Source organism: Clostridium sp. LS3 (assembly GCF_055330225.1).
The window spans coordinates 187939-206541 of record NZ_CM143921.1; the positions used below are offsets into that span (position 1 = coordinate 187939).

15 protein-coding genes and 7 tRNA genes are annotated in these 18603 nt (G+C 29.2%); all 22 read left to right on the forward strand.

The window, feature by feature from the left end; translation table 11 throughout:
* The first annotated feature begins 10 nt into the window (after nucleotides 1-10).
* The 22 genes from mfd to ftsH all read left to right on the forward strand — a co-directional run bounded on the left by mfd (nucleotide 11) and on the right by ftsH (nucleotide 18511).
* The gene (mfd, locus tag ACZJV1_RS00865) at nucleotides 11-3517 is read left to right on the forward strand and encodes a transcription-repair coupling factor (RefSeq protein WP_460288464.1); all 3507 of its coding nucleotides are present in this window, start codon (nucleotides 11-13) and stop codon (nucleotides 3515-3517) included.
* A gap of 96 nt (nucleotides 3518-3613) precedes the next feature.
* Nucleotides 3614-4594 carry a peptidylprolyl isomerase gene (locus tag ACZJV1_RS00870; protein ID WP_411169472.1) on the forward strand — a complete coding sequence of 327 codons (981 nt, stop codon included), beginning with the start codon at nucleotides 3614-3616 and terminating at the stop codon, nucleotides 4592-4594.
* Between the two features lie 171 nt (nucleotides 4595-4765).
* Nucleotides 4766-5314: a stage V sporulation protein T gene (gene spoVT / locus ACZJV1_RS00875; RefSeq protein WP_411169473.1), complete on the forward strand. Its 549-nt coding sequence runs from the start codon at nucleotides 4766-4768 to the stop codon at nucleotides 5312-5314.
* Nucleotides 5315-5421: 107 nt separating this feature from the next.
* Nucleotides 5422-6960, forward strand: coding sequence for a putative polysaccharide biosynthesis protein (locus tag ACZJV1_RS00880; RefSeq protein ID WP_460288460.1), 1539 nt, complete (start codon nucleotides 5422-5424; stop codon nucleotides 6958-6960).
* Between the two features lie 15 nt (nucleotides 6961-6975).
* The gene (gene yabN, locus ACZJV1_RS00885; protein WP_463651142.1) at nucleotides 6976-8448 is read left to right on the forward strand and encodes a bifunctional methyltransferase/pyrophosphohydrolase YabN; all 1473 of its coding nucleotides are present in this window, start codon (nucleotides 6976-6978) and stop codon (nucleotides 8446-8448) included.
* 204 nt (nucleotides 8449-8652) lie between these two features.
* Nucleotides 8653-8928: an HU family DNA-binding protein gene (locus ACZJV1_RS00890; RefSeq protein WP_016206851.1), complete on the forward strand. Its 276-nt coding sequence runs from the start codon at nucleotides 8653-8655 to the stop codon at nucleotides 8926-8928.
* A 62-nt stretch (nucleotides 8929-8990) separates the two neighbouring features.
* Entirely contained in the window at nucleotides 8991-9251 is a 261-nt protein-coding gene (locus ACZJV1_RS00895) for an RNA-binding S4 domain-containing protein (protein WP_411169476.1), read from the forward strand.
* A gap of 51 nt (nucleotides 9252-9302) precedes the next feature.
* Entirely contained in the window at nucleotides 9303-9596 is a 294-nt protein-coding gene (yabP, locus tag ACZJV1_RS00900; protein WP_411169477.1) for a sporulation protein YabP, read from the forward strand.
* An 8-nt stretch (nucleotides 9597-9604) separates the two neighbouring features.
* Nucleotides 9605-9994, forward strand: coding sequence for a spore cortex biosynthesis protein YabQ (yabQ, locus tag ACZJV1_RS00905; RefSeq protein WP_411169478.1), 390 nt, complete (start codon nucleotides 9605-9607; stop codon nucleotides 9992-9994).
* Nucleotides 9995-10077: 83 nt separating this feature from the next.
* Nucleotides 10078-10362, forward strand: a complete 285-nt coding sequence (locus ACZJV1_RS00910; RefSeq protein ID WP_322379399.1) for an FtsB family cell division protein — start codon at nucleotides 10078-10080, stop codon at nucleotides 10360-10362.
* Nucleotides 10363-10444: 82 nt separating this feature from the next.
* Entirely contained in the window at nucleotides 10445-10855 is a 411-nt protein-coding gene (locus tag ACZJV1_RS00915) for a S1 domain-containing RNA-binding protein (RefSeq protein ID WP_460288453.1), read from the forward strand.
* A gap of 187 nt (nucleotides 10856-11042) precedes the next feature.
* A tRNA-Leu gene (locus ACZJV1_RS00920) sits at nucleotides 11043-11129 on the forward strand.
* Nucleotides 11130-11151: 22 nt separating this feature from the next.
* A tRNA-Met gene (locus tag ACZJV1_RS00925) sits at nucleotides 11152-11227 on the forward strand.
* A 6-nt stretch (nucleotides 11228-11233) separates the two neighbouring features.
* Nucleotides 11234-11310, forward strand: a tRNA-Met gene (locus ACZJV1_RS00930).
* A gap of 5 nt (nucleotides 11311-11315) precedes the next feature.
* Nucleotides 11316-11402, forward strand: a tRNA-Leu gene (locus ACZJV1_RS00935).
* Between the two features lie 22 nt (nucleotides 11403-11424).
* Nucleotides 11425-11500, forward strand: a tRNA-Met gene (locus ACZJV1_RS00940).
* A 6-nt stretch (nucleotides 11501-11506) separates the two neighbouring features.
* A tRNA-Met gene (locus ACZJV1_RS00945) sits at nucleotides 11507-11583 on the forward strand.
* Nucleotides 11584-11588: 5 nt separating this feature from the next.
* A tRNA-Leu gene (locus ACZJV1_RS00950) sits at nucleotides 11589-11675 on the forward strand.
* Between the two features lie 503 nt (nucleotides 11676-12178).
* A complete protein-coding gene (spoIIE, locus tag ACZJV1_RS00955; RefSeq protein ID WP_463651143.1) occupies nucleotides 12179-14563 on the forward strand; it encodes a stage II sporulation protein E in 2385 nt (794 codons plus the stop codon).
* 158 nt (nucleotides 14564-14721) lie between these two features.
* Nucleotides 14722-16116: a tRNA lysidine(34) synthetase TilS gene (tilS, locus tag ACZJV1_RS00960; protein ID WP_463651144.1), complete on the forward strand. Its 1395-nt coding sequence runs from the start codon at nucleotides 14722-14724 to the stop codon at nucleotides 16114-16116.
* A 4-nt stretch (nucleotides 16117-16120) separates the two neighbouring features.
* Nucleotides 16121-16660 (forward strand): hypoxanthine phosphoribosyltransferase, encoded by a 540-nt coding sequence (gene hpt / locus ACZJV1_RS00965; RefSeq protein ID WP_411169482.1) that lies wholly within the window; start codon nucleotides 16121-16123, stop codon nucleotides 16658-16660.
* A 48-nt stretch (nucleotides 16661-16708) separates the two neighbouring features.
* A complete protein-coding gene (gene ftsH, locus ACZJV1_RS00970) occupies nucleotides 16709-18511 on the forward strand; it encodes an ATP-dependent zinc metalloprotease FtsH (protein ID WP_411169483.1) in 1803 nt (600 codons plus the stop codon).
* The last annotated feature ends 92 nt before the right edge of the window (nucleotides 18512-18603 follow it).

Genomic DNA, 18603 nt, shown 5'->3' on the forward strand with positions numbered 1-18603 from the left:
GTGTAGATTAATGAGATTAAAGGGGGTATTGCAGCCTTTAAGGGACAGCTCTGCTTTTAATGAAATAATATCAAGTATTAAGAAAAAAAGATACCCAATTAATATAAATGGATTATCAGATTCAGGAAAAAGCTATAGTATTTATGGAATATACGAAAACTTAGAATCATCCATGATAATACTTACTCATAGTGATATGGAAGCTAAAAATATATATGAAGATTTGAGCTTTTATACAAATGATATTTACTACTTTCCTGCAAAAGAAGTAGTTTTTTATAATATAGACGCTATTTCAGGAGATTTAAGATGGGCTAGGTTAAAAGTAATTAAGGAAATTTTAAATAACAAAAATAAAATAATAGTAACATCTATAGACTCACTAACCTCTATTTATACTCCAAAGGAATTATTTTTAGAGTACACTTTTAAACTTGAGGTTGATAATGAGGTTAACTTTAAGGAGTTATCTAAAAAGCTAGTAGAAAGTGGTTATGAAAGAGTAGAGGCAGTAGAAGGAAAAGGTGAATTTTCTTTAAGAGGAGGAATACTAGATGTATTTCCACCAACTTCTACTTACCCATATAGAATAGAGCTTTTTGGAGATTTTATAGAATCTATAAGAACTTTTAATACAGAATCTCAAAGAAGTATTGAGAAGGTTAACAGTGTAGAGATATTTCCAGCTAAAGAAGTTATCTTAAGTGAAGAATCTTTAAGCAGAGGAAAAGAAAATATGCTTAGAGAATTAGAAGTTATTAAAGCTTCTTCTAATGAAAAGGATGAAAGAATTCAAAAGTTGGAATCTATAGTAAATGCTAATATAGAATCACTAATTGAAACTTTAACATTTGAAACTTTAGATAGTTATTTACCTTATTTTTATGATAAGCCAGATAGCTTTTTTAACTATGTAAAAGACTATACATATATAGTGGATGATGTTAAAAAATGTGAAGGAAAGTTAGAAAGCTGCTATTTTGAATTTAATGAAAACTATGAAGCCTTTTTGCAAAGGGGTGGTATTTTACCTTCACAAAATAGGCTTTTAATAGAAAAAGAAAAATTAACTGAAAAGCTAGAAACACAAAAAGTTATAACTTTAGATGTATTTGCAGTTAATACCAAGATGTTAAATCCAATAGACAGATATTCAATTAAGGAAATTACACTTAATAGTTATCAAGGTCAATTAGACTTATTAATAGAGGATATTAAAGATAAGAAGTCAAAGGGATACAAAACAATAATATTATCAGGAACAAGAACAAGAGGAGAGAGACTTGTAAATACATTAAGAGATAGAGAGATAGAAAGTTCATATAGAGAGGATATAAAATCAATAGAATTTGGGGAGGTTGTAATAACTTTTGGAAACTTACTAAAAGGATTCGAATACCCAGATTTAAAGTTATGCATAATTTCTGATAAAGATGTTTTTGGAGAAGCTAAAAGAAAAATATCCCAAAAGGCAAGTACACGAAAAGGTATAGCAAAGATAAAAAGTTTTGCAGAACTTAAACTTGGAGATTATGTTGTTCATGCTAATCATGGTGTGGGTGTCTATAAAGGTATAAAGCAAATTGAAGTAGGAGGCCATAAGAGGGACTACTTAGATATTATCTATGATAAAGGTGATAAGTTATATGTGCCTGTTGATCAACTTGACTTAGTTCAAAAATATATAGGGAGTGAAGGTAAGACTCCTAAGGTAAATAAACTTGGAAGTAATGAGTGGAACAAGGCAAAGGCAAAAGTTAAAAAGTCAATAAATGAAATAGCAGAAGACTTAGTAAAGCTTTATGCAGCAAGAGCCACATTAAAGGGACATAAATTTAGAAAAGATACAGAATGGCAAAAACAATTTGAAGATGAATTTCCATTTGAAGAAACACCAGACCAACTAACATCTCTCGAAGAAATAAAGGTAGATATGGAATCAGATAAGCCTATGGACAGACTTTTGTGTGGTGATGTTGGTTATGGAAAAACGGAAGTAGCTATTAGAGCAGCATTTAAGGCTGTTATGGATGGAAAGCAAGTGGCATTTTTAGTTCCTACCACTATATTAGCGGAGCAGCATTATAAAAATATGACAAAAAGATTTTCAGATTTCCCAATAAAAATAGATATGATAAGTAGATTCAGAAGTGCAAAAGAACAAAAGAGTACACTTCAATCTGCTAAAGAAGGAAATGTTGACTTATTAATAGGAACACATAGACTTGTTTCTAAAGATATTGTATTTAAAGATTTAGGTCTTTTAATAATAGATGAGGAACAAAGATTTGGAGTTGCTCAAAAGGAAAAGATAAAGAGCCTAAAGAAAAATGTAGATGTGTTAACTTTAAGTGCAACGCCGATACCTAGAACTTTGCATATGTCATTAACGGGAGCAAGAGATATATCTGTAATAGAAACTCCACCTGAAGAAAGATATCCGATTCAAACTTATGTAGTTGAGCAAAATGATCAACTGGTAAGAGATGCCATATTAAGAGAAGTAAATAGAAGTGGCCAAGTTTACTATGTATATAACAGAGTTGAAAGTATAGAAGGAATGGCTAAATATATAAGTGAGCTAGTGCCTGAATGTAAGGTTGGAATTATACATGGGCAAATGACAGAAAGACAGTTAGAAAAAGAAATGGTAAGTTTCATGAATAGGGAATATGATATATTAGTTTGTACTACAATTATAGAAACTGGTATAGATATACCAAATGTTAATACTATGATAATTCATGATTCAGATAAGATGGGATTATCACAGCTTTATCAACTAAGAGGTAGAGTAGGAAGATCTAATAGAATAGCATATGCATATTTTATGTACACAAAAGATAAAATTTTAACAGAAGTAGCTGAAAAGAGATTGAAGGCGCTTAAAGATTTTACAGAACTAGGATCTGGATTCAAGATAGCCATGAGAGATTTAGAGATTAGAGGAGCAGGAAATATGATGGGCTCATCTCAACATGGACATATGGCTGCAATAGGGTATGATTTATATTGTAGAATGCTAGAAGATACAATAAAAATTATAAAGGGAGAAATAGAAAAGGAACCTATTGAAACAACAGTTGATATAAAAGTGGATGCATATATACCAGGAACTTATATTGAAGATGAAATACAAAAGATAGAGGTTTATAAAAAGATTGCTGCAATAGATGGATTAGAGGACTACATGGATATAAAATCTGAATTAGAAGATAGATATTCAGAAGTTCCAGAACCTGTTTATAATTTAATGGATATAGCTTATATAAAGAGTAGAGCTAAAATTCTTTCTATAGAAGAAATAAAAGAAACGCCAAAAGAGGTTAAATTTATATTTGCAGAGGGAATTAGAGATTTAAACAGTATATATAAGTATTTACTAGAAAACTACAAAGATAAAGTGTTCTTAATGTTTGGTGAAAAACCTTATTTTGCAGTAAGAGATTCAGAGATTAAGAAAACTTCTTTAGCATTTTATAAAGAAATGTTGGATAATTTAACAAAAAATATGTAAAGATATTTTTATAAATTGAATAACTGTCACAATATTGATATACTAATTAAGTATAATGGTATTGAAACAAATTAAATGAGAAATGAGGGAACATCATTGATTAAAATTAAAAAAATTATAGCTGCAGGAGCTTTAAGTATATTTGCTTTTTCAGCAGTTGGATGTGAAATGATACAAAAGACACCAGAAGCAATTAAAAACACAGTTGTAGCAAAGGTGGGGAATACTAAGATTACAAAGGGAGATGTAGATGAAATTGTAAATCCATATATGGAACAACAATATGGAAAAGATTTCGAAAAAAATGCTCAGCTTGCAGAACAAATAAAAACTGTGAAAACTCAAGCTTTAAACATGTTAGTTGACGAAAAAATCATGACGAAAAAAGCTGAAGACCTAGGTCTAGCTCCAACTCAAGAAGAAGTTGATACTGAAACTAAAAAGTATATTGATAGTATAAAGGCAAATTATGGCGGAGAAGAAGGATTGAATAAAGCTCTTGAAGCTACTGGTATGACATTAGATGAATATACTACTAAGCTTAGTGAAGGTATGAAAAATCAATTAATATCAACTAAGGTGGCAGAAGAGATATTTAAAGATATAAATATATCTGATGAAGATATAAAAACATATTACGATGAAAATAAAGATAGTTTCGGGGAGGCTAATGTAGCCCATATATTAATATCTGATGAAGCAAAGGCTAAAGAAATAAGGGAAAGAGCTGCAAAGGGTGAAGATTTTGCTGCTTTAGCAAAAGAATTTTCAGAAGATCCAGGAACGAAAGATGCTGGTGGAAGTTTAGGAGTTGTACCTTATAATTCAACTCAATATGTTGCAGAATTTGTGGCTGGCGTTAAAAACCTTAAAGAGGGAGAAATATCAGAACCAGTAAAGAGTAAGTTTGGATATCATATAATTAAAGCAACAGATGTAAAACAAAAGACTTTTGATGAATCAAAAGACTCTATAAAAACTACTTTAGAGAATCAAAAGAAGAATGAAGTGTATAAAGATTCGCTTGAACAATGGAAAAAAGATTATAAGGTAAAGACATACGAAGATAAACTTTAGTAAACTAAATAAGCCTAGCTAATTTATATAAAAATTAGCTGGGCTTATTTTTATATAAACTTTCAAATATTGAATTTTATAAAATTTGGTTATATGGGTATAAAATTTCTAAGAAGTCAAATAATAATATTGCAACTAATTATTATTAATAAAAGGAGGTATCTCACAATAATGAAGGCAACAGGAATTGTTAGACGTATTGATGACTTAGGCAGAGTTGTTATACCAAAAGAAATAAGAAGAACTTTAAGAATTAGAGAAGGTGATCCGCTAGAGATTTTCACTGATAGAGAAGGTGGGGTTATTTTAAAAAAATATTCACCGATTGGAGAATTAACAGATTTCTCTAAAGAATATGCAGAAAGCTTACAACAAGCAATTGGACATATTGTTTTAATAGCAGACAAAGATGCATTTATATCAGTTAGCGGTGCTCCTAAGCGAGATTATATGGAAAGAAAGGTTAGCGTAGAACTAGAAAAAATAATGGAAGATAGAAGAGCTATACTTATAACAGAACAATCAAAAACTATTCCATTACATAATGATGATGAGGCAGGAAAATATGCTAGCCAAGTAATATCTCCAATAATAGCAGAAGGCGATGCAATTGGAGCAGTAATAATATTATCTAAAGAATCTGGAGAAAAACTGGGAGAAGTAGAATTAAAGTTATCTGAAACAGCTTCAGCTTTCTTAGGTAAGCAAATGGAGCAATAAAAATAAATATTTAATCAAATATAAAGTTATCAATAAAATAAAGTAATAATACCTCTAAACTTACAATACAAATTTACTAAAGCCTATTTGAAGTTTGGAGGTATTTTATGAGAAAACAATCATTAATTAAAGCAAGTTTAGTACTTGGAATAGCTGGAATAGTTGCAAGATTTCTAGGATTATTTTTTAGATGGCCATTAATAATGCTTATAGGAGACGAAGGTGTTGGATACTATCAAATGTCATATCCGCTATATATGTTTTTCGTTGCTATGGCATCAGGAGTACCAGTAGCTATTTCAAAAATGATATCAGAAAAAAAAGCAAAGGGAGATATACAAGGAGTCTTTGAAATTGTAAAGGAATCAACAATTTTAATGATGTTTTTAGGTGTTGGTACAACCCTTATATTATTCTTTTTTGCTAAACCTATTATTAATTTTGTTCAATGGGATGCAAAATCATATTATGCATTACTTGGAATCTCCTTTGCACCATTTATAATATCTATAATGACAATATATAGAGGTTTTTTTCAAGGATTACAAAATATGACTCCATCAGGAGTATCCCAAATACTTGAACAAATAGGAAGAGTTATAATAGGAGTTGGACTTGCCATATTACTTTTACCAAAGGGAATAGAATATGCAGCAGGGGGAGCAGCCTTTGGTGCAGCAGCAGGAGGAGTAATAGGAGCAACATATCTTTATGAAAAATATAAAAAAGTAAAGAAACAAATGTGGAATAAAAAAGTTAAAAGCAATCCAGAAGTATTGACTTCTATATTAAGGATAGCATTACCTATTTCTGTAGGTACAACTGTTGGAACAATTATGAGTTTAATTGACTCTATATTAGTTCCTCAAAAGCTTTTACAAGCAGGATTAACCTCAGAAGGAGCAACGATTTTATATGCTCAATTAACAGGGAAAGCAAATGTAATAACCAATATACCACTAACATTATCTATGGCATTAGGAACTTCTTTAATTCCTATAATAGCAGAAAATTATATAATGAATAAAAGAAAGGATTTAGAATCAAAAGTTCAATTGTCATTAAAATTATCTATGTTAATAGCAATGCCTTGTACTATGGGATTGTTTTTCTTAGCAGGACCTATAATGAAAGTTATATTCCCTGGCAAATGGGATGGCATATTAATACTTAAGTATTTATCTTTATCTGTTCCTTTTATAATAATAACTCAAACAACAACATCTATTATGCAAGGAATAGGTCATTATATAAGACCTATAATAAATTTGTTTATAGGATGTATAGTAAAGGTTATATTAACCTTTACACTAGTACCAATGGCTAATATTAATATATATGGAGCTGTAATAGCAAGCATATCAGCATACCTAGTATCAACTATACTAAATTTAGTATCACTAAAAAAGAGATTGAAACTAAGGTTAAGTATATATCAAACATTTATTAAGCCAATTATTGCTTCCTTAGCTATGATAGCTGGCGTATTAGCCACATATTTATTTTTATTTAATAAGACATCTAGCAATGGATTTTCTTGCTTAGTAGCTATATTTTTGGGTATTATTATATATATGGTATTAATACTAATATTAAAAGTATTTAGTATAGATGAAATAAAAAGTAAAGTCATAAAAATTAATTAGTAAGGAGAGGACCTAATGATAAAGATAATAGGGTTGGGACCAGGAGCACCAGAAGCCTTAACAATAGGAGCGGTTAAAGCTTTAGAAGAAGGAAAGAATATATACTTTAGAACAGAAAAACATCCTACAGTAGATTATTTAAAAGGAAAAATAAAAGAGTTTAAAACATATGATAATTATTATGAAATATCTGATAGCTTTGATGAGGTATATGAAAATATAGCAAAGGATATAGTAAGTAAATATTTAGATACTAAAGAAATGATATATGCAGTTCCAGGACATCCTTTAGTAGCAGAAAAATCGGTTTTTAATCTTATAAATTTATGTGAAGAAAAAGGGATAGAATATACTATATTACCAGCCGTAAGTTTTATAGATGCTATGATGGATGTATTAAAAATAGATCCTATAGAAGGGTTAAAGGTTATAGACGCATTTGATATGAAAAATCAAATTTTAGATAAGAGAATAGGAACTATAATAACTCAAGTATATAACCCATTAATAGCCTCTGAGGTAAAGTTAAAATTATTAGAATATTATAATGATGATACTGAGATATATTATGTTAGAGCAGCTGGAATAGTTTCAGAAGAATCTATAAGGAAAATTCCAATATATGAGTTAGATATGCAAGATGATATAGATTATTTAACATCTATATATATACCTAAAGATATTAATAATAAAAAAGATTTTAATGATTTAGTTGAAATAATAGATACTTTAAGAGGAGAAAATGGGTGTCCTTGGGATATAGAGCAAACTCATGAAAGCATAAAAAATCAACTTTTAGAAGAAGCATATGAAGTTATAGATAGCATAAATAATGATGATATAGATGGTATGATTGAGGAATTAGGAGATGTTTTATTGCATGTAGTATTTCATGGATCTATAGGAAAGGATGACGGATACTTTAACATTTATGATATAATTGAATCTATATGCAATAAGATGATATATAGGCATCCTCATGTATTCGGTGAAGATAAGGCTGATAATAGTGGGGAGGTTCTTAGCAACTGGGAAGAGCTTAAGAAAATGGAAAAGAGCTTTACTACAGTAACGGAAGAAATGAATGCTATAGCTAATGCACTACCATCTTTAATTAGGGCACATAAGGTGCAAAAAAAGGCTTCTAAGGTAGGTTTTGATTGGGATAATGTAGAAGATGCAGCTTTAAAAGTAAAAGAAGAATTAAAAGAGGTATTAGATGTATATAAATCCAATAATAAGGAAAAAATAAAAGATGAAGTAGGAGACTTAATATTTGCATGTGTTAATGTAGCCAGAATACTAAATGTTGATGAAGAGGAAGCAGTTAATTCAACTATACAAAAATTCATAAAACGATTTTCATTTATAGAAGAAACAGCTTTAAAATCTAATAAAATTTTAAGTGAAATGACATTAGAAGAAATGGATGAACTATGGAATAAGGCAAAAAGTAAAGAATTTTACGAAAATAAGAAGGATTTATAAGATGTTTGAAGAATAATATATAATGGTTTATACTATACTATAAATAACTTATTGTAATAAATAGCTTTTATAACAAAAAAATCATAATCTTATAGACTAGTATTAAAAGACGATATATAATAAGAGAATGTAGTTATAGTACATATTAACAGAAATAGTTAACTACTAAAAATATATAACGGGTTATTTAAGGAGGATGTAATTGTGAATAAAGCAGAATTAATCACTAGCATGTCAGAAAAAAGTAAATTAACTAAAAAGGATGCTGAGTTAGCTCTAAAAGCATTTATAGAAAGCGTTGAAGAAGCTTTAGAAAAAGGTGAGAAAGTTCAATTAGTTGGATTCGGAACTTTTGAAACAAGAGAAAGAGCTGCAAGAGAAGGAAGAAATCCAAGAACTAAAGAAACTATAAACATTCCAGCTTCAACAGTTCCAGTATTTAAAGCTGGTAAAGAATTTAAAGAAAAAGTTAATAAATAGTATAATAGGACCCGAGATTTCTCGGGTTCTTTTAATAATATAAATTAATAAGGAGATTAACTATGAGGTTAGATAAATATCTTAAAGTTTCAAGAATAATAAAAAGAAGAACAGTAGCAAAGGAAGTATGTGAGGGTGGGAGAGTTTCTATTAATAATAAGGTAGCTAAGCCATCTACAGTTGTAAAAGAAGGTGATATAATAGAAATTCAATTTGCTAATAGATCATTAAAAGCTAGAATAATAAATATTGTAGAGCATGTTAAAAAAGAAAATGCAAAAGAAATGTACGAGATACTAGAAGGAGAAGAAGATAAAGAATAAAAATACTATCTCATTCATATATTTTTATAAAGAATATGTGGAGGAGATAAAATGGAAAAGAAGAATGAAAATAAGTTAGAAGAGCCAAGGGGTAATATAACTTTAGAGAATAGAAAAAAATTAATACTTACTGGAGTAGAAGAAGTAATAAGTTTCGATGATGAAAAGATATTATTAAATACAAAATTAGGGTTTTTAACAATCAAGGGATCGGAATTGAAAATGAATAAGCTAGATGTGCAAAATGGTGATGTTATAATTATAGGAAATATATCCTCTATAGTATATAGTAGTAAAGAAGTTAAAAAAGAAAAAGAAAATATAATTTCTAAGTTATTTAAGTAGGAGATTATATGCCTTTATCAATAGAAGCTCAATTTGACATAGTTATGTATTCAATTATTTCCGGAATATTAATAGGAATTATGTTTGATCTTTACAACATAATAAGAGGAGTAAAAATACCTAAGATAATAATTATCATACAAGATATATTATTTTGGATATTAACTGCTATTATAGTGTTTACTTTTTTACTATACACCAATTATGCCTTCTTAGGACCATATGTATATATTTTCATGACTATAACTTTGATTATTTACTTAAGATTTGTTAGTCCTATAGTTTTAAAATTAGAGAGAAGTATAATAGATAAATTAAGTAGAGTTATAAGAGTAATTTTAAAAAATTTAATTTATCCTATAAAAATTATATATTCTAATATTTCAGGAAAAAAATAAGGAAAAAGTGTGAACATAAAAAAATAGCTTGAATAAAATATATATAGTGTTTAAAATATAATATATAATATATTTTAAAGAGGGTGAGAGCAATTAAAAAGCAATTAACTCTTAAAAGATTAGTTATAGTTTTTATTTTTGCAATTTTTATATTTAATTATATTAAACAGGAAATTACAATGAAAAGAATTCAAGAGGATATTTCTATTAGTCAAAAACAATTAGAGGAGCTTAAAGATAAAAATAGTAAATTAGAGGCTGATTTAAAAAAAGTCGAATCTGATGAATATATAGAAAAGCTTATTAGAGAAAGATTAGGAATGACAAAAGAAGGAGAAAAAGTTGTAAATTCCCAGAAGCAAAATTAAAGAATATGTTTTAAAATTATAGAAAAAGGTTATTATTATAATAACATATATTATTTAATTTTTAAGGAGGAATCTTTGTAAAATGACCTTAATGGCAGGAAACATATTAGAGGGTACAGTAGTTAATATTACTAGTTTTGGAGCTTTCGTAGAAATTGAGGGTAAAACAGGATTAGTTCATATTTCAGAAGTGGCAGATTCATTTGTAAAAGATATTAGACAACATCTTAATGAACAAGATAAGGTTAAGGTAAAAGTAATATCAATCGATGATAATGGAAAAATAAGCTTATCAATAAAGCAAGCTAATGTTCAAAAAAAATCAATTAAGCCTGTCGAAATAGATTGGGCTTCAGAGAACAAAAAAACTAGTTCTAATGCAGGAAATTTTGAAGATATAATGTCAAGATTTTTAAAAGATAGTGAAGAAAGAATGCAAGATGTTAAGAAGAATCAAGATTTTAAATCTAAAAGTGGAAGAAAAAGCTTTTAGTTAAATAGTTAGAGACATCATATAAATTTAATATATAAATCTATATAAAAGGCTAAGTGCTTTATGCATAATAGCCTTTTATAATGTAAATTACATAATGTTAGTATAAAAAAACAAAAAATATGTTGACACTATATAAAACATAATATATAATTAATTTTGTCGTTGAAGGACGGCGAAAAAATATGCTGAAGTGGCGGAACAGGCAGACGCACAGGACTTAAAATCCTGCGGTAGCGATACCGTACCGGTTCGATTCCGGTCTTCAGCACCAAGCTAAATTCAACTTATAATATCGCGGGGTGGAGCAGTTGGCAGCTCGTCGGGCTCATAACCCGAAGGTCGTAGGTTCAAGTCCTGCCCCCGCAACCATAATATGGCGGAATAGCTCAGCTGGCTAGAGCACTCGGTTCATACCCGGGGTGTCGTAGGTTCAAGTCCTATTTCCGCTACCATATATGCTGGAGTGGCGGAACAGGCAGACGCACAGGACTTAAAATCCTGCGGTAGCGATACCGTACCGGTTCGATTCCGGTCTTCAGCACCAAGTTGAATTTAGCTTATAATATCGCGGGGTGGAGCAGTTGGCAGCTCGTCGGGCTCATAACCCGAAGGTCGTAGGTTCAAGTCCTGCCCCCGCAACCATAATATGGCGGAATAGCTCAGCTGGCTAGAGCACTCGGTTCATACCCGAGGTGTCGTAGGTTCAAGTCCTATTTCCGCTACCATATATGCTGGAGTGGCGGAACAGGCAGACGCACAGGACTTAAAATCCTGCGGTAGCGATACCGTACCGGTTCGATTCCGGTCTTCAGCACCAAAGCACTTAAGAATATTCTTAAGTGCTTTTTTTATATTTGTTTTATACTTTCCTTACCTTCAGTTTGTAGGTGGACATATGTAAATTTGCGTTGACTTGGAGCGGAGCGACGGAATAAGTAAATTTACATATGTCTACTTTTTTATAATGAGTGATAAGTGTAAAATAAATTATATGATAACTAAAATATATTTATTAATATTTTTGAAATGTTTATTCTTCATAAAAATAGCTATAGTGACAAATTTATATTGAAAAAAGTTTATATAAATACAAAGGCTATTTTATTTAAAATAAACGTAATGCTTTACAATATATAGATTTTTAGAATGTATATATTAATTTTAAATATATATACATATAGAAATTATTTATCTATGTATAAGGAATTTTATACATTATTGTCCAACGAAAAAAAGTAATAGGGTACATCATATGACATATATTTCTACAATGCAATGATATAATTTTAATTACATTTTATGGAAGTTGGAGGTAAATATATGCAATACGGAGTGGATATATCAACATACAAGAGATTGGAGAATAGAAGCAATAAAAAAGAATTAAGGTTACAAAGAACACCGATTAAATCAATTGCATTTTTTATAATGGGTTTTTTACTGAGTAGAGTTTTATTATCTGTAACAATAGAAATGGGAATAGCACCTTTTGGAATTGCATATCTTATAGGAATAAAAAAAGAAAAGAGCAAAGATATACTTTTATCACTATTAGGAATTATAATGGGTTATTTATCTATATATAGAAGTTTAGAAGGGGCTATAGCATACTGTATAGTAGCTGTAATTGTAATGGGTTATATTGAAATATGTAACAATTTAGAGTTAAAGCAAAGAGATGTAATAACATTTGGATTAATATTTTTAACGTTTTTTATATATAATTGGGCTACATATAGTCAACCTGTAGGTGTAAATTTAACATTTTCTGCTTTAAAGGTATTAAGTATAATACCAGTAAAATATATACTTAATTATGCGTTTAACTGTATAGATGAATTAGAAAGTAATTATTTTTTCTCAACAGAAGAATTAATAAGTATAGGAATACTAGTATGTTTATTAATTTCGGGAGTAGGTAATGTAAGTATTTTAGGGATTTATATTAGAAATATATTTGCATTATTTACAATAGCTATTTTTTCATATGTAGGAGGCGTTGGATTAGGATCTGCAATAGGAATTTCAATGGGATTTGTAATAGGAATAACTAATAATGATATAGTTACATCCATTAGTTTATATAGCTTATGTGGACTTATTGTTGGAGTGTTTAAGGATACTGGGAGAGTATTTTCTTCACTAGCATATTTCGTTAGTTACTTTATAATATCTATGTATTCTAATAGGTTTACTATCAATGGAGGTCTAGAAGTTTTATTTGCTTTATGTATATTTATTGCTATTCCTAAAATGATTATAGAATCTATAAGTAAGGAGTTTAATCAAGAGAAAAAGGCTGAAGTTATTAACGATATACACTTAAATGGTGTGAAAAATGAATTTGTAGATAGATTAAATTCTATGAAATCTATATTATCAAGTCTATCTGCTTCTGTATTAAATTTAGGTGAAAATGACATATTATCACTAAATAATAAAGGAACCGCTATGGTGGAAAGTTTAGCAGATAGAGTATGTTATAATTGTGAGCTTAAGCAAAGGTGTTGGGATAGAAATTTACATTCTACGTTTGAAGGATTTTCAGAACTTATAAGTAGTTGTGAAAATAATGATGTATATTTTCCTCAGGATTTAGAGAAAAAATGTGTTAAAAAAAGAAGTTTAATTAAAAACGCTCAAGAGATTGTAAATAATTATACTGTAAATGAGGCTTTGAAGACTAGATTAAGTGAAGGTAGAAATTTAATAGCAAATCATATAAATAATATATCATCTACCATGGGTGATATGATTAGAGATTTTGAAAAAGATATATCTGTTTGTTCAGAAATAGATAAGGTTTTAAGAAAGGCTTTAAATAAAAATAAAATAGAATATAAAGATGTATTTTGTTATCTTGATAGAAAAGGAAGAATGAAAATAAAAATTACTTTAAGTAATTGTGAAGGTGGAAATTACTGCAGTAAAAATATTCTATCTGTTATAAATGGTTTAGTTAGAGTTCCTGTATCTATATCTAGCGAAGGATGTAGAATTAATCCTGATACAGATGAATGCTCAATTATAATAGAGGAAACTCCTAAATATCACATGTCTTCATATGCAGCTATTAGGGCTAAGGAGGGGGAAACTTCTACAGGAGACAGCTACAGTTTTTCTAAGAACACTGATGGAACTTATTTAACTATAGTTAGTGATGGTATGGGATCAGGACCAGAAGCTGGAGTAGAAAGTGGGCTAGCTGTAGATTTAATTGAGAAATTCACAGAAAATGGATTTAGCGAAAAAACAGCTATAAATACAGTAAACTCTATAATGGCAATGAAATTTAATGAAGATGAAAAATTTACAACAATGGATTTAAATATAATAGATTTGTATACGGGAGAAGCAGAATTTATAAAAATTGGTGGGGTTGTTAGCTTTATAAAGAGTGGAGAAGAAGTAAAAGTTATAAAATCTAACAGTTTACCTTTTGGTATATTGGATAGTGTTGACGTAAGCTCAAACAAAATGAAATTAAAGCATGGTGATATAATAGTTTCTATTAGTGATGGTGTATTAGATATAGATAAAAATAATGTTGGTAGCTATTCTTGGTTAGAAGAGTACTTGAGATATTCAGACACTAATCCATCGGCGTTATCTAGAGATATTCTTGAAAAGGCTGTAGTTCTAAGTGGTGGAAAAGTATGGGATGACATGACTGTACTAGTATCTAAGATGTATTCTGTATATTAATGAAAGATTTGAAAGTAAAGAGGATGGGAACTGATTTTAGTGTCTCATCTTCTTCAATTTTAAATGTTGTAAAAATTAACTAATTATAAATATTTACATATATAGATGTTAAGGTTATTATATTATATATTAAAATAATTATACTAAGGAGTTTTGATGTGATAAACAAAGCAAAAGATTTTATCTTACAAAACAATCTTATAGAGAAAAATGATAAAGTATTAGTTGCTTTATCTGGAGGGCCTGATTCAGTTTGTTTACTTCATGTACTTTACAAAATTAAAGATAGCCTAAATATAGAAATTGGTGCAGCCCATGTAAATCATATGCTAAGAGGTGAAGAGGCTTTAAAAGATGAAGCTTACGCAGAAAGTTTATGTAAGAAGATGGGAATACAGTTCTATTCTACGAGAGTAGATATAAATTCTATAGCAAAAGAAAAAAATATATCTCATGAAATGGCAGGTAGAGATGAACGATATAAATTTTTTAATGACATAAAATATACACATAATTATAGTAAAATTGCAGTAGCTCATAATTCTAATGATCAAGCTGAAACAGTGCTTATGAATATGATGAGAGGTACTGGAATAGAGGGCCTTTGTGGAATTAGGAGCAAAAGAAATAATGGTATAATAAGACCTATATTGTGTCTTTCAAGAAGTGAAATAGAAAATTATTGCAAAGAAAACAATTTAAATCCTAGAATAGATAAAACTAATTTAGAAAAGATATATAGTAGAAACAAAGTTAGGTTAGATATATTACCATATATGCAAGAAAATTTTAACGAAGATATTATAGATACAATAAATAGAATGTCAAGATTATTACAAATAGATAATGACTTTATAGAAAAACAATGTAATAATAGTTATAAAAAGTATTGTATAACTAAAAATAAATTTATAGTTATATCAAAGGGTGCCTTTTTGCTAGATAAAGCAATATTGACAAGGCTTATAAAGAAATCATTTATAGAATTTACAGGAAAGCACAACAACTTTGAAATGAAACATATTTATGAAGTTATTGATTTATCTAAAAATACGACTAATAAAAAGATAGATTTGCCTAATGGTATAATGGCAGAAAATATTTATGGTGATATATATTTAAAAAATAAAGAATATAACCATGAAAAATACGAAGATATAGAAGTCTTAATAAATAAAGATAAGTTAGATAAATATTCTTTTGATTATAATAATTGCAAGGTTCATTTTGAAGTTATAAAAGACAAAAATAATATAGAATTTTCTAATAATGTATTAATAAAATATTTCGATTATGATAATATAAAAGAAGGGCTAGTTATTAGAAAAAGAAAAAATGGGGATAAAATCACTCCTTTAGGAATGAAAGGCAATAAGAAATTAAAAGATATATTTATAGACTTAAAAGTGCCTGTGGAATTAAGAGATCAAATTCCTATTTTATGTTTTGATGATGAAATAGCTTGGATAGTAGGGTATAAGGTTTCGGATAAATTTAAAATAACCAATGAAACAAAAAAGATAATAAAAATTACTTTTACTAGAAAGGAATAAAGGAATGATAAGAGACATAAAAAAAATATTAATAAGTGAAGAGGAAATATTAAAAAAAGTTAAAGATTTAGGAAGTAAAATTAGTGAGGATTATAAAGAAAAAGACTTATTAATTGTAGGAATTTTAAAAGGGTCAGTAGTATTTACATCTGATCTTATTAAGAATATAACTATACCATGTGAAATTGATTTTATGGCTGTATCTAGTTATGGAAGTTCTTCAGAAACTTCTGGTGTTGTTAGAATATTAAAGGATTTAGATCATGGCATTGAAGGAAAAGACATAATTATAGTAGAAGATATAATAGATAGTGGAGTAACATTAGATTATCTATTGAAATATCTAAAAACTAGAAAGGCTAATAGTATAGAAATAATATCTTTACTAACTAAGCCATCTAGAAGAAGAGTTGATATAAATGTTAAATATTGTGGATTTGAAGTTCCTGATGAGTTCCTAGTTGGTTATGGGTTAGATTATTCAGAGAAATATAGAAACTTACCTTTTATAGGTATATTGAAAGAAGAAATATATATAAATTAAAAGAAAATGCAATATAATAAAAAAACTAGAAGAAAGGGGGGCTCTTGAATGAAAAAATATTCAAGTGCAACAGTATGGATATTTGTAATTTTAATACTTTTCTTATCTGCAACATTCCTATGGAATAGCGGTAAGATGGCAGATGAAATATCATACAGTGATTTCCAACAAAAATGGGTTAATGATGAGATTGAGAGTGTTATGGTTCATCCTGATAAAATGATAATTTCAGGAAAAACTACATCCAATAAACAGTTTACTACATATGCACCAAGTGAAATGGTACAAATGTTAATGACTCAAAATCCTAAGGACAATATAAAGATAGAATTCAAACAACCTTCAAATAGTAGTATATGGATTAGTATAATTCCTACATTAATGTTAATGGTTTTAGTTTTTGTGTTCTTCTTTATGATGACGCAGCAGTCACAAGGTGGCGGTGGAGGAAGAGGTGTTATGAACTTTGGAAAAAGTAGAGCCAAAATAATGCCTCCAGATGCAAAGAGAGTTACATTTGATGATGTAGCAGGAGCTGATGAAGAGAAGCAAGAACTAGAAGAAATAGTTGATTTCTTAAAGCAACCATCAAGATATACTGAAATGGGAGCTAGAATACCTAAAGGTGTTTTATTAGTTGGTCCTCCAGGAACGGGAAAAACTTTATTAGCAAAAGCGATAGCTGGTGAAGCTGGTGTTCCTTTTTATAGTATATCAGGATCAGATTTTGTTGAGATGTTCGTTGGGGTTGGTGCTTCAAGAGTTAGAGACCTTTTTGAGCAAGCTAAGAAAAGTGCACCATCACTTGTGTTTATAGATGAAATTGATGCTGTAGGTAGACAAAGAGGAGCAGGTCTTGGTGGAGGCCATGATGAAAGAGAACAAACATTAAATCAACTATTGGTTGAAATGGATGGATTTGGAGCAAATGAAGGAATAATAATGATTGCAGCAACTAATAGACCAGATATATTAGATCCAGCTTTATTAAGACCTGGAAGATTTGATAGACAAATAGTTGTTGGAGCTCCTGATGTAAAAGGAAGAGAAGAAATATTAAAGGTTCATACTAAAAAGAAACCTTTATCCGAAGATGTAGAACTAAAAGTTTTAGCTAAGAGAACCCCTGGGTTTAGTGGAGCAGACTTAGAGAATTTAGCAAATGAAGCAGCTCTTTTAGCTGTTAGAAAAAATGAAAAGCTAATAGGAATGCTGGATTTTGAAGAAGCTATAACAAGAGTAATAGCTGGTCCTGAAAAGAAGAGTAGAGCAATAAGTGAACACGATAGAAAATTAACTGCTTATCATGAAGCAGGGCATGCAGTTGTAATGAAGCTATTAGAACATGCCGACCCAGTACATGAAATAAGTATAATACCAAGAGGAATGGCCGGTGGATATACAATGCACTTGCCTAGGGAAGATAGGGCTTACACTTCAAAGGAAAAGTTAAGAGATGATATGGTAGGGTTACTTGGAGGAAGATTAGCTGAAAAGATAATACTATCAGATATAAGTACTGGTGCTAAGAATGATATTGATAGAGCTAGTGCTATTGCAAGAGCTATGGTAATGGAGTATGGAATGAGCGAAAAGCTTGGAACTATTTCTTATGGAAATGATAATAATGAAGTGTTTATAGGTAGGAACTTAGGAAGAAGTAGAAACTTCAGTGAAGAAGTTGGAGCTGAAATTGATAAAGAAGTTAAGAGATTTATTGATGAGGCATATGAGAGAGCACAAACATTATTAAGCCAAAATATAAGTAAATTACATGCAGTAGCAGAAACTTTATTAGAAAAAGAAAAAATAGATGGAGAAGAATTCGAAAGAATTTTTAGCCAAAGTTAATAAAGAGCAGTCTATAGACTGCTCTTTTTCATATATAAAAAAGTATAAAAGTTTAAAGTTTTGAAAATGTGATTATATAATATTTTTAATAA

Coding starts and splice junctions, on each gene's coding strand:
- mfd (WP_460288464.1), top strand. CDS start 11: ATGAGATTAAAGGGGGTATTGCAGCCTTTAAGGGACAGCTCTGCTTTT.
- spoVT (WP_411169473.1), top strand. CDS start 4,766: ATGAAGGCAACAGGAATTGTTAGACGTATTGATGACTTAGGCAGAGTT.
- ACZJV1_RS00880 (WP_460288460.1), top strand. CDS start 5,422: ATGAGAAAACAATCATTAATTAAAGCAAGTTTAGTACTTGGAATAGCT.
- yabN (WP_463651142.1), top strand. CDS start 6,976: ATGATAAAGATAATAGGGTTGGGACCAGGAGCACCAGAAGCCTTAACA.
- ACZJV1_RS00895 (WP_411169476.1), top strand. CDS start 8,991: ATGAGGTTAGATAAATATCTTAAAGTTTCAAGAATAATAAAAAGAAGA.
- yabP (WP_411169477.1), top strand. CDS start 9,303: ATGGAAAAGAAGAATGAAAATAAGTTAGAAGAGCCAAGGGGTAATATA.
- yabQ (WP_411169478.1), top strand. CDS start 9,605: ATGCCTTTATCAATAGAAGCTCAATTTGACATAGTTATGTATTCAATT.
- ACZJV1_RS00915 (WP_460288453.1), top strand. CDS start 10,445: ATGACCTTAATGGCAGGAAACATATTAGAGGGTACAGTAGTTAATATT.
- spoIIE (WP_463651143.1), top strand. CDS start 12,179: ATGCAATACGGAGTGGATATATCAACATACAAGAGATTGGAGAATAGA.
- hpt (WP_411169482.1), top strand. CDS start 16,121: ATGATAAGAGACATAAAAAAAATATTAATAAGTGAAGAGGAAATATTA.
- ftsH (WP_411169483.1), top strand. CDS start 16,709: ATGAAAAAATATTCAAGTGCAACAGTATGGATATTTGTAATTTTAATA.